At 71.6% G+C, this 14,217-nt stretch carries 11 protein-coding genes and 1 pseudogene; 8 read left to right on the plus strand and 4 right to left on the minus strand.

Annotated features, from left to right (window positions below; all coding sequences use genetic code 11):
- Positions 1-130: 130 nt before the first annotated feature.
- Together P3T37_RS32500 and P3T37_RS32505 are read left to right on the plus strand one after the other, a co-directional pair.
- Positions 131-736: a TetR/AcrR family transcriptional regulator gene (locus P3T37_RS32500; RefSeq protein ID WP_280727519.1), complete on the plus strand. Its 606-nt coding sequence runs from the start codon at positions 131-133 to the stop codon at positions 734-736.
- Positions 737-748: 12 nt separating this feature from the next.
- The gene (locus P3T37_RS32505) at positions 749-1,222 is read left to right on the plus strand and encodes a DIP1984 family protein (RefSeq protein WP_280727520.1); all 474 of its coding nucleotides are present in this window, start codon (positions 749-751) and stop codon (positions 1,220-1,222) included.
- Positions 1,223-1,510: 288 nt separating this feature from the next.
- Here P3T37_RS32505 and P3T37_RS32510 read toward each other — a convergent pair whose 3' ends face one another.
- Positions 1,511-2,944 carry a hypothetical protein gene (locus tag P3T37_RS32510; protein WP_280727521.1) on the minus strand — a complete coding sequence of 478 codons (1,434 nt, stop codon included), beginning with the start codon at positions 2,942-2,944 and terminating at the stop codon, positions 1,511-1,513.
- A gap of 301 nt (positions 2,945-3,245) precedes the next feature.
- Between P3T37_RS32510 and P3T37_RS32515 the strand changes: the two genes are divergently transcribed.
- The 4 genes from P3T37_RS32515 (at position 3,246) to P3T37_RS32530 (ending at position 6,582) form a co-directional block, all read left to right on the plus strand.
- Positions 3,246-3,893 carry an HAD family hydrolase gene (locus tag P3T37_RS32515; protein WP_280727522.1) on the plus strand — a complete coding sequence of 216 codons (648 nt, stop codon included), beginning with the start codon at positions 3,246-3,248 and terminating at the stop codon, positions 3,891-3,893.
- 18 nt (positions 3,894-3,911) lie between these two features.
- The gene (locus P3T37_RS32520) at positions 3,912-5,093 is read left to right on the plus strand and encodes a helix-turn-helix transcriptional regulator (protein WP_280727523.1); all 1,182 of its coding nucleotides are present in this window, start codon (positions 3,912-3,914) and stop codon (positions 5,091-5,093) included.
- A 257-nt stretch (positions 5,094-5,350) separates the two neighbouring features.
- Complete coding sequence (locus tag P3T37_RS32525; RefSeq protein ID WP_280727524.1) at positions 5,351-5,548, plus strand: hypothetical protein; 198 nt, start codon at positions 5,351-5,353, stop codon at positions 5,546-5,548.
- A gap of 44 nt (positions 5,549-5,592) precedes the next feature.
- Positions 5,593-6,582, plus strand: a complete 990-nt coding sequence (locus P3T37_RS32530; protein ID WP_280727525.1) for a terpene synthase family protein — start codon at positions 5,593-5,595, stop codon at positions 6,580-6,582.
- On the opposite strand, the gene P3T37_RS32535 is transcribed toward P3T37_RS32530, so the two are convergent.
- Entirely contained in the window at positions 6,504-7,340 is an 837-nt protein-coding gene (locus P3T37_RS32535) for a serine protease (RefSeq protein ID WP_280727526.1), read from the minus strand. The genes P3T37_RS32530 and P3T37_RS32535 overlap by 79 nt on opposite strands.
- Positions 7,341-7,998: 658 nt before the next feature.
- Between P3T37_RS32535 and P3T37_RS32540 the strand changes: the two genes are divergently transcribed.
- Entirely contained in the window at positions 7,999-9,222 is a 1,224-nt protein-coding gene (locus P3T37_RS32540; RefSeq protein WP_280727527.1) for an NAD(P)-binding domain-containing protein, read from the plus strand.
- 61 nt (positions 9,223-9,283) lie between these two features.
- Here the strand turns inward: P3T37_RS32540 and P3T37_RS32545 are convergent, their stop codons facing one another.
- Complete coding sequence (locus P3T37_RS32545; RefSeq protein WP_280727528.1) at positions 9,284-11,386, minus strand: EAL domain-containing protein; 2,103 nt, start codon at positions 11,384-11,386, stop codon at positions 9,284-9,286.
- The gene (locus P3T37_RS32550; protein WP_280727529.1) at positions 11,383-12,159 is read right to left on the minus strand and encodes an SAM-dependent methyltransferase; all 777 of its coding nucleotides are present in this window, start codon (positions 12,157-12,159) and stop codon (positions 11,383-11,385) included. The genes P3T37_RS32545 and P3T37_RS32550 overlap by 4 nt, the downstream gene beginning before the upstream one ends.
- 154 nt (positions 12,160-12,313) lie before the next feature.
- Between P3T37_RS32550 and P3T37_RS32555 the strand changes: the two are divergent.
- Positions 12,314-14,093, plus strand: a pseudogene (locus P3T37_RS32555) (glycoside hydrolase family 15 protein).
- Positions 14,094-14,217: the final 124 nt, after the last annotated feature.

Here is a 14,217-nt window from a genome sequence, read left to right on the forward strand (position 1 = left end):
GGCCGTCCTCGACTCCGTAGAACCTTGTGGAACCCGTCAGTAACTAAGCGCTTGCTTAGCATGTTGGCCCGGGGTCACACTGTCAACCATCCGACCGACCATCCGACCGGCCCGTGCGAGGATGACGCCCATGACCAGCCAGCAACACGCCGACCTGTGGTCCGGGGAGCGCCCCGAGGCCGCGCGGCGCCTGCTGCTCGCCGCCGTCGAGTCCTTCGCCACCCGCGGTTTCCACGCCACCACCACCCGCGACATCGCCACCGCCGCCGGGATGAGCCCGGCCGCGCTCTACATCCACTACCCCTCCAAGGCCGCCCTGCTCGCCGAGATCAGCCGCCAGGGCCACGCCGCCACCCTCGCCCTGGTCGAGGAGGCCGCCGCACACAGCGCGGACCCGCTGGAGCGGATGCGGCGCCTGGTGGAGGAGTTCACCGCCTGGCACGCCCGCGGCCACACGGTCGGCCGGATCGTCAACTACGAGCTGCGCGCCCTGCCGGCCGAGGACTTCGAGGTCGTCGCGGAGCTGCGCCGGCGGATCGAGGACACCGTCAAGCAGGTGATCGAGGACGGCGTGGCAGCCGGCGTCTTCCACACCCCCGAGACCCGCACCGCAGCCCGCGCGGTCACCTCCCTCGGCATCGACGTGGCGCGCTGGTACAACGAGCGCAGCAGCGAGACCCCGCAGCAGCTCGGCGAACGCTACGGGGTCCTGGTGCTGCGCATGCTCGGCGCCTGAGGGAGGCATCAAGTGAAACTGGCTGAAGCGCTCGCACAGCGCGCGGCTGCGGTGCGGCGGGTGGAGCAGTTGCGGGCGCGCGTCGTCGGCAGCGCCCGCTACCAGGAGGGCGAGGAACCGGCCGAGAATGCAGCGGAGGTCCTGGCCCAGGCCGGAGAGGTGCTGGACGAGCTGGAGCGGCTGATCCGTCAGATCAACCGGACCAACTCCACCGCGATCGTCGAGGGCGGCGGCACCCTCACCGACGCCCTCGCCCGCCGGGACGTCCTGCGGCTGCGCCACTCGGTGACCACCGCGGCCGCCGACGCCGCCTCCGGACGCGACCAGCGCGGAGCCGTACGGCAGTTGCGGTCCGAACTCAGGATCCTCTCCGCCCTGCCGGTCGCCGAGCTCCGCGCCCAGGCGGACGTCCTGGCCAAGGAGATCCGCGAGGTGGACACCCTGATCCAGCGCACCAACTGGGAGATCGACCTGATCGAGGACTGACCCCACAAGCCGGGTGTGGGAAGCAGGTAGTCGTCACGGAGGCGTGCACACACCGCGGGTCGGCGGTCTATCCGGCCCTTGGCGCGTGAAGAGCAACGCAGGGGTTCGATTCCTCACCAACAGTGCAGCTCAGCACCGCGTACAGGTGACAGAGCACACCGCACAACTCACCACCACGTGCAGATCCGGACGACGAGGGCGGGAACGGGGCGCCCCACACCCGGTGCGAGGGCCGTGCACACCAGCACGGCCCTCGCACCTATCCTCACCTCACCGTACGAACGGCTACTATTTGACGCCCTTCCTGGCGTAGATGACGCCCTCGGAGGTGAGCTCCTTGGTCACGCGGAGGCCGTTGGCGCCGACCGTGGTGAACTTCGTGGTACCGCCGTAGCCCACGTTGATGTCCCTGTTGGCATACAGCACTCCGTGCGCCACCAGGTCTCCCTCGACGCTGAGTCCGGACTTGGCGGCGAGCTCTCGCGTCACGCGCAGGCCGTTGACGCCGACCGTGGTGAACTTCGTGGTGCCGCCGTCGCTGACGTCGATGTCCTTGTTGGCATACAGCACGCCGTGCGCCACCAGGTCTCCCGCGACGCTGAGCCGGGACTCGGCGGTGAGCTCTCCCACGACGCGGAGCCCGTCGACGTTGACCGAGGAGAACTTCGTGCGCCCGCCCTCACTGACGATGACGTTGTCGTTGGCGACGAGGAAGCCGTTCGCGACGAGGGTTCCCGTGACACTGAGCTGGTAGTCGGCGGAGAGGTCCCCCAGGACGCGGGCCCCGGTGACGCCGACCGTCGAGAACTTCGTTCGCCCGCCCTCACTGACGGCGAGGTTGCCGTTGGCGTACAGCGGTCCATTCACGGTCACCGTGGACTGGGCGGCGATGCCGCCGCGCACGGTCAGTGAGTCCAGGGTGGGGTTGGGGACGGTGAGCGTGAGGGTGGCGTACTGGTAGACCGGGGTGAAGCCGTTGGCGGCGCCCTGGGACCCCGAGAGCACGGTTGCCGCGACGATGAACGTGGTGTCGCTGAAAATGCCGTTCGGGAGGCTGAAGGACGTGGCGGCACCCTGCTGGATCGGGCTGGTGGATCTGCCGTCGTACAGCTGGAAGTGGCTGCCGTTGCTCTCCCAGGTGAGGTGGACGGGGCTACCGGAGGTGAAGCTCGTCAGCGGCGCGCTCGTCGCGGCCTGGCTGCCCCGGGCCAGGAAACTGTGCAGGTAGAAGGCGGGTTCGACGACCGTCATGGTCCGCCTGCTGTACTTCTGCGTGTAACCGGCACCCGCGGAGGTCTTCGAACGCTCCAGGATCCGGTAGGTGAGCGGGCCGCCGGAGGAGAGCAGACTGCCGCTGAGACCGAAGTTCAGCGGGTAGTTGATCAGGTCTCGCTGCGGGTTCTGCAGCTGGAAGGTGATCACGTAGTACGAGCCCACAGGAGCCCCGGGGAGGTTCAGCTTCTGCCCAGTGCCCTTCCGGACCGAGAAGGTCCAGTCACCGCTGCTGCTGGCAGGCACCGGCGCCTGGGCGAAGTACGCCCGATCGCGGGTGTCGTCCGCCGGCACGGCGATCTCGATGCGGGAGCAGTGAACGGCCTGGTTCCCGGGCAGGACGGCCAGGTTGATGGTGGCCGGGGTGGGGAAGTCGGCATCCGCCTGCAGCGGCGCCGGGCTGGTGGAAGTGCGGTACTTCAGCAGCGGGGAGGTCGACGAAGGCGGCACGAGCGGAACCTTCCTGCAGGCGGTGAAGAAGAGTTGCCGACTGGCCGCACCCGGCGCGGATACCCGCGCGACGCACTCACCGGGCGTTCCCTCACCTCCCACCACGAGCACTGCTGGTCAGCCGGTCCACCCAGCCTCGCGGGCGTCCCGCGGGCTGCGCAAGGCCACCAGATCGGCCAGAGCTCACTTTCGGACACTCTGCGGTTCGCCGTAGTTTTGGCGCGGATCCCGGCGTTGAGCAAGCCGTGGAGGAGCAGGCCGACGGCCCAGCCACCGAGGCAGGCCCGACTACGCTGCCGCCATGACGATCCGCGCTGTGGTCTTCGACATCGGAGAGACCCTCACCTCCGACACTCGCTACTGGCGAGACTGGGCTGACTGGCTCGGCGTTCCCCCGCACACCATGTCCGCGCTGGTCGGTGCCGTCATCGCCCAGGAACTCGACAACGCCGAAGCGATCCGCCGAATCAAGCCGGGCTGCGACGTCCCCGCCGAATGGGACGCCCGCCGCGCCGCCGGCTGCGACGAGTACCTCGACGAGACCGACCTCTATCCCGACGTCCGGCCCGCCCTCCAACTACTCTGCGACGCCGGAATCTGGGTCGGAATCGCCGGTAACCAAAACGCCCGCGTCAACCAGCTCCTGCGCGGCTTGCAGCTGCCCGCCGACGCGATCGCCACATCCGCCGAATGGGGCATCGCCAAGCCCGCAGCCGGCTTCTTCGAGAAGGTCGCAGCCTGGGCACCCGGCGAGCGTCACGAGATCGTGTACGTCGGCGACCACCCTGCCAACGACATCACGCCTGCCCGCGCGGCCGGCCTCCGCACCGCGCACCTGCGCCGGGGCCCCATCGGACACCTTCGGGCCGACCACCCCGAAGCCACCGCGGCCGACTGGTGCGTCAACTCCCTCACCGACCTCGCCGACCATCTCACGGCCGAGCAGTAGGCGCGTTACCGTTCCCACATGACCGGAACCACCGCCGCTCTCGGCCCCCGGATCGCCACACTTCGCAACGCCCGCGGCCTCACCCAAGTCGAACTCGCCACCAAGGCACTCGTCTCACCCAGCATGATCCGCAAGGTCGAGCAAGGCCGGCGCGCACCTGGCGACGACGTCCTTCAGGCCATCGCCCAAGCCCTGCACACCACAGCAGACCACCTCCTCGAAGGGCCCGGCCACACCGACAGCCGCGTCCACGCCGCCATTCCGGCCATCCGGTCCGTCATCGCCACCTACGATCTGCCCGACGACGTTCCCGTGCGTCCACTCTCGCAACTCGGCACCGCCGTACAGGTCGTCGTCGGTCAGCGTCTCCACTCGGACTACGCCCGCCTCGCCGCCGGGATCGCACCGCTCCTCGCCGAACTGCAGTGCGCCGTCCAGCTGTACCAGGGCGCCGATCGCCAGCAGGCCGCCCGGCTCCTCACCGCGGCCTACCGTGCCGCCGACGCAGCCGCGTACAAGCACGGCCACACCGACCTGTCCGGACGCCTCGTCGAGCTGATCCGCTGGGCGGCCGGCATCGCCGAGGATCCAGCCCTCACGGCCGTCGCCGCGTACGTCCGAACCGAGGTGTTCTTCGCCAGCGGCATACTCCCCGTCGGCCTCCGCGCGCTCCAGCAAGCCATCGACACCGCCCCAGCCCCCGCCACCGAACAACTACAGGCCACCGTCGGAGCACTCCACATGCGTGCCGCTGTCGTCGCCGGCCGCATGCGCGACCCCGACACCGCCCACACCCACCTCACCGAAGCCGCCGCCCTCACCGCCGGCATTCGCGAGAGGGTCTACCACGGCACCGCAGCCGGACCCGACTCCCTCCAGATCCACCGCCTCGCCGTCGCCGTCGAGCTCGGCAACGCACCCGGCCTCAACTCCGCCATCCGCGCCGCCAGCAGCTGGCAGCCCCCGCACAACCTGCCGTCAGAGCGACGGAGCCACTACTACATCGACCTCGCGCGCGCCCAGATGCAGCTCGGCCGCCGCGACCACGCCCAGGAATCCTTGCAGCTCGCCCGCCGCATCGCACCCCAGCACGTCCGCGAGCACGGCCAAGTCCGTGCTGAACTCGCCACGTTGGTACGCCTCGATCGGACTCGTGACGAGCAACTGCTGGCGTTCGCCCGGTGGGCGCGGGCCATTTGACGATGACACACACTGTGTCACTCGCGCCCGTTGCTCACGGCCATGATCGAGGACGTGACAGCGAAGCAAGAACCCCCCGACGCTGAACCGGCTATCCAGGACGCCATCAGCCCCGTACGCCTCCACGGCGAAGCCTGCATCCACTGCGGCACCACAGAGGGCCCTCTCACCCCCGCCGGCCACCGATACACGGCCTCCGGGCAGATCCAGCTCGGCTGGGCAGTCGTCGCCTGCTCTGAGCACGCGGAGGTCCCCCGATGACGACCCCACCCGCTCCGCTCAGCGCCGCGTGCGGCGACGATCGACACGAGCTGTGCACGGGCAACGCGCAGGACCAGGCCAGCCGCTACGTGTTCTGCGGCTGCACCGCCTCGGGTTGCGTCTGCCACGACCTGGCACAGCAACGGGCTGCGGACGACGGCGTGGCTCGCAAGGCGGCCCGATGGAACCGGTGACAGACCCCCGGCGCACGGACCTGTACGTAGGTGCTCGTACGTGGATGGTGCAGCTCGATGTCCATCCGGCGCCTGACGAATTTCTCGGCCACGGGTACGTCGACCTCTGTCTCAGGGCGTGGCCCACTGCGGTCGGCGCGCCTCTGCACTTGGGCGTGCAGTGGGCGTTGCTGGTCTGGCTGCTGGATGACGAGTTCGACCGGGAGCCGCGTGACGCTCCGCCGGAGGTTATTGATCGGCTAGTTCTGGCGCTGCTGGATGCCGTGGCCGGGGACGCGCAGCCGACGGTTGGCGATCATCCTCTGGTGCGGGCGCTTGCGGATCTGGTGCGACGGACGCGGGAGGTGATGCCGGGGTTCTGGTGGGGGCGGTATCGGCGGCAACTGGCCGCGTGGATCCGGGCTGCGCACGAGAAGCTGGTCGACTACGTGCGGCCGGGGCGAACCCCGACGCTTCACGAGTACCAGCTGCTGCGGCCGGCCGACGGCGGGATGCTGCTGGCCGCGATGTGGTGCGAACTCGCCGAGCAGTGCGTCACGCCCGACTGGAACACGCCGCTGGTACAGGAGTTGCTGCGCTCGTTCTCCGCCTGCGGTTACCTCGCGAACGACCTCGCCGCCGCACCCGAGGACACGTTCACCGCGGTCGCCGCGCTGGTCCGCACCGCCGGGCTGTCGATCCGGGATGCTGAGGGGCGGGCGCACGAGCTGCTGCGGGCGCAGGAGTTGAGCTTCTGGTGGGCGCGCACCGCGGTTCAGGAGCGCGACGGTGCGTTCGCCGGTGCCCTGGAGTGCTTCCGGGTCGCGCTGGCCGAGTGGACGGCGGCGAGTTCCCGGTACGCGCCGCCTGTCCCGGCGGAGGCGGTGACCGCCGATGCCGCGACTCACCGCCTCGGCCGCACTGTCCTGGGGCGCGAGTTGCCTCGCGTCCCAGAACACCCGACCGGACCGGTGCGTCAGGGAGTTGGCAGCACGCAGCCCGGCAGGGTCAGGTCGAGCTTGTTGCCGGGGGCGAAGCAGGCGGTCAGCAGGTAGGTCTCCTCGGCGTAGTTGGTGCCCTGGTGGACCGTCACGTTGCCGTTCTCGTCGACCTCGCAGGGGTTGTCGACGGTGCAGGTCTCGCCGTTCTCGTTGCCGGTGTTGTTGACCGCGACCAGCAGGCCGGTGGCGGTGTCGATCACCGGGGAGCCGGAGGTGCCGCCGATGGTGTTGCAGGTGGAGGTGTAGCGGACCGAGTCCTTCCAGGTCCAACTCCCCTCGTCCAGTTGGTAGACGAAGCCGTCGATGGAGCATGAGTAGGTGGTCTTCCAGTAGCCGGAGACCACCTTGATCGCGTCGCCGGCCACCGGGTGGTCCGGTGAGACCGTCAACGGGCTGATGCCGTACCGCTGTTGTATCGCGGCGTAGCTGGTGTTCAGCTGGTAGAGCGTCACGTCGGTGTCGGTCATGGTCGAGTAGACGACCTTGCTGGCGCGCAGCGTGCCGAGCCGGCCGCCGGAGGCGCTGAGCAGGGTGAAGCTGCGGCTGGAGGGCTGGTCGACGATGACCTGGCCCGGGTCGGGCATGCCGGTCTCCAGGCAGTGGCCGTTGGTGAGTACCAGGGCGGGGTCGCTGCTCACGGAGTTGGGCATCCGCACCACCGAGCCGGAGCAGTCGCTCAGCGCGACGGTTCCGGCGTAGTTGACAGTTACTGCGGGGGCGGGGGCGGTGGCCTGGGCGGGGGCGGCGCCGGCCAGTGCGCCGGTGCCGGCGAGCAGGGTCGCGGCCAGGGCGCCGATCAGGGAGGTCTTCACGTGGGGGTCTCCTTGTCGTCTGTCCCGCCAACTTGGCCTGGACATGACGACATGTCAAGAGCCCCGGCAGTCAGACCACTTGGCCGAAGGCGCGGGCGATCCTGCCTGCGATCGTCCCGCCGAACCGAAGGGCCTCGGCCGCGGCCGGCAGCGGGCGTTCGCGAAGGCCCAGCAGAGCGCCGAGGGCAGGTCCAGCTGCCCGACCACGAAGGTCCGCGGCTGGCGCTGGCCAGGGCGCGGTTGGGCAGCGCGCAGGCCCGGGTGGTCACGCCGGCCTGCGGCGGCCAGGCGCGCAGCTTGAGCCCGGTGAACACCACCTGCGGAGCACCGTTCGCCGGCAGTACAGGTGGGTGATCCAGTCCTCCGACCGCTCGGGCGGCAGGTACTCCTGCACCAGCACCGAGAGCGGCCCGCCGGCCGGCACCGCCGCCTCCAGACCGTGGCGTACACCGGCACACCGCGGCGTCCGAGCGTGCGGATCACGCCGACGCCGCCGTGGTGCCGCGGGTAGCGGCCCACCTTGACCGGCAGGGCGGGGACCGTGCGGTCCAGGTCAGGCCCGTCGGAGTGCGTCACGGCCTCGATTCGTGAGGTGCTGCCCGGCCCCGGACGGCGCATCCTGGTACGGGGGCGCAGCAGCGCAGGAGGAGGACGCCAGATGGGCCCGCACCCGGACATCCCCGTCACCGTAGTCGGCGCCGGCCCGTACGGCCTGGCGATCGCCGCGCACCTGCGGGCCCGCAAGGTCCCGCTGCGGGTGTTCGGCGAGCCGATGGACAGCTGGTCCACGCGGATGCCGGCCGGGATGTTCCTGAAGTCCACCCCGCGTGCCTCCTCGATCGCCGACCCGGGCGCCCACTGCCGGCTGCAGGACTTCCGCGCCGAGGAGGGCCGCCCGTCCGGCGAGGACCAGCACCCGGTGCCGATCGAGGAGTTCATCCGCTACGGCCGGTGGTTCCAGGAGCGCTGCGTGCCCGAGGTGGAGCGCGAGAAGGTCGAGCGGATCAGCTACCACCGCGACGCCTTCCGGATCACGCTTGCGTCCGGCGAGGCCTTCGGCAGCCGCCGGGTCGTGCTGGCCACGGGCCTCGGCCCGTACCCGTACCTGCCGCCGGTGCTGGATCCGCTGCTCGCCGACGGCCGCGCCTCGCACCCGGCCGACCACGCCGACCTGGCGGTCTTCACGGGCCGCCGGGTCGCGGTGGTCGGCGCGGGGCAGTCGGCGCTGGAGAGCGCCGCCCTGCTGTACGAGGCGGGCGCCCTGCCCATCCTGGTGGCCCGCACCCGCAAGCTGCTGTTCGGCGAGCCGCCGCCCACCGACAGCCCCACCGACCGACCGCTGCCGGTGCGCATGGTCAAGCCCGCCTCGCCGCTGGGGCCCGGCTGGTCGCTGGTGGCCTTCGCGCACGCACCGCACGTCTACCGCTACCTGCCCGAGGAGACCCGGGCCAGGTTGCTGCGCACGGTGCTCGGGCCGTCCGGCGCCTGGTGGCTGCGCGAGCGGGTGGACGGGCGGTTCCCGCAGCTGACCGGCCGCAGCCTGCACCGCTCGGTGGCCGACGGCGAGGGGCCGGTGCGGCTGGAGCTGCGCGGCGGCCAGGCCCGGCCCGAGGTACTGGAGGCCGACCACGTGCTCTCCGCGACCGGCTACCGGGTGGACGTCGACCGGTTGCGGCTGCTCGACCCCGAGCTGCGCCGGGCGCTGACCTGCACCGGCACCGCGCCGCTGCTCTCCGCGGAGTTCGAGTCCTCCGTGCCGGGGCTGTACTTCGCGGGCCTGTCCGCCGCCGCGACCTTCGGCCCGGTGCTGCGCTTCGTCTGCGGCAGCGGGTTCGCCGCCCGCCGGATCAGCGGCGCGGTCGTCGCGTCGGGCAGGCGGTGAGATCGCTCGGGCACGCGGCGAGAGGCTTGGGCGAGAGGTTTGGGCGGCAGGTTTGGTTCGACTACCGAAGTGAGTCGGTGATCCGGCGGGCGATCGCCTCGGGCCTGGCCGGCCGGCCGAAGTGCCAGCCCTGCGCCCAGTCGCAGCCCATGACGCGCAGCCGCTCGGCGTGGTCGGCGTTCTCCACGCCCTCGGCGGTGACCGTCAGTCCCAGTGTGTGCGCCAGTGAGACCAGGCCGCCGATGATCCGCCAGCCGAGCAGCTGCTCCTTGCCGGACTCCTTCAGGTCGCTGACGAAGGAGCCCGCGATCTTCAGGCTGGAGACCGGCAGGTCGCGCAGGTAGGCGAGGTTGGACCAGCCGGTGCCGAAGTCGTCCACGGCCAGCGAGACGCCCAGGTCGACCAGGGAGTGCAGGGCCCGCACCGACTCGTCCTGCGGCCCGACCACCGCGCTCTCGGTGATCTCCAGTTGGAGCATCCGCGGGTCCAGGCCCGAGGAGCGCAGGATCCGGTCGATGTCGGACACCAGGCCGGCGTTGCGCACCTGACGGACCGCCAGGTTGACGTTGATCTGCGGCGCACGGTCGCCGAACTGCTTGACCCAGTCGGCCGCCTGGCCGCAGGCCTGCTCCAGCACCCAGCGGCCGAGCGGCATGATCAGGCCGGTCTCCTCCGCGGTGCCGATGAACTCGTCCGGGCCCAGTACGCCCAGCTGCGGGTGCCGCCAGCGCACCAGCGCCTCGACGGCCGCCAGCGAGCCGTCCGCCAGCGCGCAGAGCGGCTGGTAGTCGATGTAGAACTCCCCGCGGTCGAGCGCGACGGGCATCCGCACCGAGACCGCGTACCGGCTCACCGCGCGGGCGTTGCGCTGCGGGTCGAAGAGCGTCCAGCGGCCGCGGCCCTCCTCCTTGGCGCGGTAGAGCGTGAGGTCCGCCGCCCGTACGGCCGCCATCGGCGTGGTGGCCGCCACCGGCCGCTCCAGCACGCCCACGCTGGCGCCGACGGCGAGGCGGTGGCCGTCGATCGGCACCGGCTTGGCCAGCGCCGCCAGCACCGTCTTGGCGGCCGCGACGGCCTCCTGCTCGCCCCGGCAGTTCTCCAGCAGCACCACGAACTCGTCGCCGCCCAGCCGCGCCACCAGGTGTCCCAGCGGACGCAGCGCGGCCTCCAGGCGCAGCGCGACGGCGGCCAGCAGCTGGTCGCCCATCTCGTGGCCCAGGCTGTCGTTGACCACCTTGAAGCCGTCCAGGTCCACGTAGCACAGGCCGAACCTGGCGCCCGGCTCCGGCGACTCGAAGAGCGCCTCCAGCCGCTCGAAGAACGCCGTGCGGTTCGGCAGGCCGGTGAGCGGGTCGTGGGTGGCCTGGTGGCGCAGCCGCTCCTGGAGGCGGTAGCGGTCGGTGATGTCCTCCAGCATCGCCACCTGGTAGACCGGCAGGCCCTCGTCGTCGCGGATCAGCGAGCAGGTCAGGTGGGTCCAGACCACCTCGCCGTCCTGGCGGTAGTACGGCTTGTCGAACTGGAAGTGCTCGCGCTTGCCGCTGACCAGCTCCTCGTACGCCTCCCAGACGCCCGGGGTGTCCTCCGGGTGCACCAGGTCGTTGACCCGGCGGCCGTGCAGGTCTTCCGGCCGGGCGCCGAAGATGTCCTGCAGGGCCTTGTTGGCGGCCAGGATGTTGCCCTCGACGTCGCCGATGCCGATGCCGATCGCGGCGCTCTCGAAGAGCGCCCTGAAGCGCGCCTCCGACTCGCGCAGGGCCCGCTCGGCCTCCTTGCGCGCGGTGTCGGCGGCCAGCCGGATGGCCTCCTGCTCCTGCAGCGTGCGCTCGCGCAGCGCGGCCGCCCAGCCGGCGGCGAAGGCCCCGGTGAGCTCGGCGGTCCGGCCCTGGGCGAGGTCGCTGCCGTGCAGCAGGCCGACCGCGCGGGCCAGCAGCTCGGGGTCGGTGAAGTGCGCGTCCACCAGCAGCGCGCCGGCCTCCTCGGCCGACCCGGCGTCGAAGTCGGCGCCGTGCTCGGTGTGGTGCAGCAGCGCGGTCGTCCTGGCCACCAGCCGGCGCAGCGCTCCCGGGTGCATGGCCGCGCCCTGGCCGCTCTGCAGCAGCAGGGCCCAGCTCTCGGGGAACCCGTTGGCCGTGTCGTCGCCCGCCGGCGGCGGCCCGGTCACCTCCGGTGCCCCACTCCGACCACGCCGACCATCCGCTCGGGATGCGGACCGACCGCGGTCGGTACCTCCGGGCGCCACTGCGGCAGGTAGACGACGCCGGGCTCGACCAGCTCGAAGCCGTCGAAGAGCCCGCGGATCCGCTCCATCGAGCGCATCGTCAGCGGGGTCGGCGTGCGGTTGTACAGATCCTGGTGCGGGCCGGCCTGGTCGGGGCGGCCCTCCAGGGAGGCGTGGCAGAGCGCCAGCGCACTGCCCGGCGGCAGCGCGTCGCGCAGGGTGGCGACGATGCCCTCCGGGTCCTCCTCGTCGGTGACGAAGTGCAGCACCGCGACCAGCAGCACCGCCACCGGCTCGCCGGGCGCCAGCAGCTCGACGACCTCGGGCCGGGCGAGCAGGTCGGCGGGGTCGGTCAGGTCGGCGTGCACCACCTGGCTGAGCGGGTCGTCCTTGAGCAGCAGCCGGCTGTGCGCGACGGCGACCGGGTCCTTGTCGACGTAGACCACCCGGCTCCCGGGCCGGATGTCGCGCGATATCTCGTGCACCGCGCCGAAGGTCGGGATGCCGGAGCCGATGTCCAGGAAGCGGGTGATGCCCTGCTCGGCCAGGTACTGCACGGATCGGCGCAGGAAGGCGCGGTTGGCCCGCATGATCAGCGGCAGGTCGGGCCAGAGCTTCACGGCCTGGCGGGCCATCTCGCGGTCGGCGGCGAAGTTGTGCGAGCCGCCGAGGTAGTAGTCGTACACACGAGCCGCATTGGGTCGGTCAAGATCCATGCCAGCAGGCACCCACGGTGGTCGCTGCTGCATCAGAGACCCCTTCCGGCACAGAAATAGACAAGAGGCACAAAGATCATCCTACGGTTCACCGATGACCGCAACCGGCGGGCAGGATACCTCCTGGACTCCCGGACCGGCGCAGAATGGCTGCATGGCAGGACGGATCGAGGACTACGCCCTGATCGGCGACCTGCAGACGGCCGCGCTGGTCGGCCGGGGCGGCTCGGTCGACTGGCTCTGCCTGCCGCGATTCGACTCCCCCAGCTGCTTCGCCGCGCTGCTCGGCGACGAGCGGCACGGCCACTGGCGGCTCGCACCGGTCGGCGCGGCGGAGCCCGCCGGCCGCGGCTACCAGGACGGCACGCTGGTGCTGGAGACGCTCTGGGAGACCCCCACCGGCGCGGTCCGGGTCACCGACTTCATGCCGCAGCGCGACCGCGACCCGCAGCTGATCCGGATCGTGGAGGGGTTGCGCGGCGCGGTGGCGATGTGCGGCGAGCTGCGGCTGCGCTTCAACTACGGGCGCAGTGTGCCGTGGGTGCGGCGCACCGACCACCACCGGGTCGCGGTGGCCGGCCCGGACGCGGCCTGGCTGCGCGTCCCCGCCGGGGTGCACACCTTCGGCTCCGAGCAGGCCACCCGGTCCGAGTTCACCGTGCGGGCCGGCGAGCAGGTGCCGTTCGTGCTCACCTGGCAGCCCTCGCACCGCTCCGGCACCCGGCGCACCGACCCGCGGCGCGCGCTGCGCGAGACCACCGAGGGCTGGCAGCGCTGGGCGGCGGGCTGCCGCTATCGCGGTGAGTGGCACGCCGCCGTGCTGCGCTCGCTGATCACCCTCAAGGCGCTCGCCTACGCACCGACCGGCGGCATCGTCGCCGCGCCGACCGCCGGGCTGCCCGAGGTACTGGGCGGCGTCCGCAACTGGGACTACCGCTACTGCTGGCTGCGCGACTCCAGCATGACGCTCTCCGCCCTGCTGCGCGGCGGCTTCCGCGAGGAGGCGGCGGCCTGGCGGCAGTGGCTGCTGCGCGCGATCGCCGGCGACCCGGGCGACCTGCAGACGGTGTACGGGGTGGCCGGCGAGCGCGGGCTGCCCGAGACGGTGGCCGGCTGGCTGCCCGGGCACGGCGCCTCGGCGCCGGTGCGGCTGGGCAACGCGGCCGTCGGACAGCGCCAACTCGACGTCTACGGCGAGGTGGTGGACACCCTGGAACTGGCCTACCGGGCCGGCATCCCGATGGAGCGCCAGGTCTGGACGCTACTGCGCACACTGATGGAGTTCCTGGAGCAGCACTGGCGCGACCCGGACGAGGGACTGTGGGAAGTCCGGGGCGGGCGGCAGCACTTCGTGCACTCCAAGGTGATGTCCTGGGTGGCCGCCGACCGCGCCGTCAAGCTCGCCGAGGCCACCGGCCTGCCGGCACCCGTCCAGCGCTGGCGCGCGATGCGGTCGGCGGTGCACGCCGACGTCCTCGCGCACGGCTACGACCCGGTCCGCGGAGTCTTCGTCCAGCACTACGGGGGACGGGAGTTGGACGCCGCGACGCTCTTCGTCGTGAAGACCGGCTTCCTCCCGCCGGACGATCCCCGGGTGATCCGGACGGTGGAGGCGGTCCGCGACGGGCTCGACCACGGCGGCTTCGTGCGCCGCTACGCCCTCGACGGCGCACCGCTCGCCCCGGACGGGCTGCCGGGGACCGAAGGCGCCTTCGTGGCCTGCTCGTTCTGGCTGGCCGACGCCCTCGCGGCGATCGGCCAGACCGCCGAGGCCCGCGACCTCTTCGGCCGCGCCGTCGGCCTCGGCAACGACCTGGGCCTGCTCTCGGAGGAGTGGGACCCGCTGACCAACCGCCAGCTCGGCAACACCCCCCCAGGCGTTCAGCCACGTGGCCCTGGTGAACACCGCGTTCACGCTGGCCGCAGCGGAGTGACTCCTCAGTAGCCACTCACGCCACTCACAGAATTCAACGCCACCGAACACGAATCACCATGCACGGGTCTTGACCTGTGTGACAGGTGACATGTGTCATTGCACAGCTGTTCCGTTCCTCTGCC

The sequence above is a fragment of the Kitasatospora sp. MAA4 genome, assembly GCF_029893355.1.
Taxonomy (GTDB): Bacteria; Actinomycetota; Actinomycetes; order Streptomycetales; family Streptomycetaceae; genus Kitasatospora.

Excerpts from the sequence above, each read along its gene's own strand:
- P3T37_RS32500 (WP_280727519.1), top strand. The coding sequence starts at position 131 with ATGACCAGCCAGCAACACGCCGACCTGTGGTCCGGGGAGCGCCCCGAG.
- P3T37_RS32515 (WP_280727522.1), top strand. The coding sequence starts at position 3,246 with ATGACGATCCGCGCTGTGGTCTTCGACATCGGAGAGACCCTCACCTCC.
- P3T37_RS32520 (WP_280727523.1), top strand. The coding sequence starts at position 3,912 with ATGACCGGAACCACCGCCGCTCTCGGCCCCCGGATCGCCACACTTCGC.
- P3T37_RS32525 (WP_280727524.1), top strand. The coding sequence starts at position 5,351 with ATGACGACCCCACCCGCTCCGCTCAGCGCCGCGTGCGGCGACGATCGA.
- P3T37_RS32530 (WP_280727525.1), top strand. The coding sequence starts at position 5,593 with ATGGTGCAGCTCGATGTCCATCCGGCGCCTGACGAATTTCTCGGCCAC.
- P3T37_RS32540 (WP_280727527.1), top strand. The coding sequence starts at position 7,999 with ATGGGCCCGCACCCGGACATCCCCGTCACCGTAGTCGGCGCCGGCCCG.
- P3T37_RS32550 (WP_280727529.1), bottom strand. The coding sequence starts at position 12,159 with ATGGATCTTGACCGACCCAATGCGGCTCGTGTGTACGACTACTACCTC.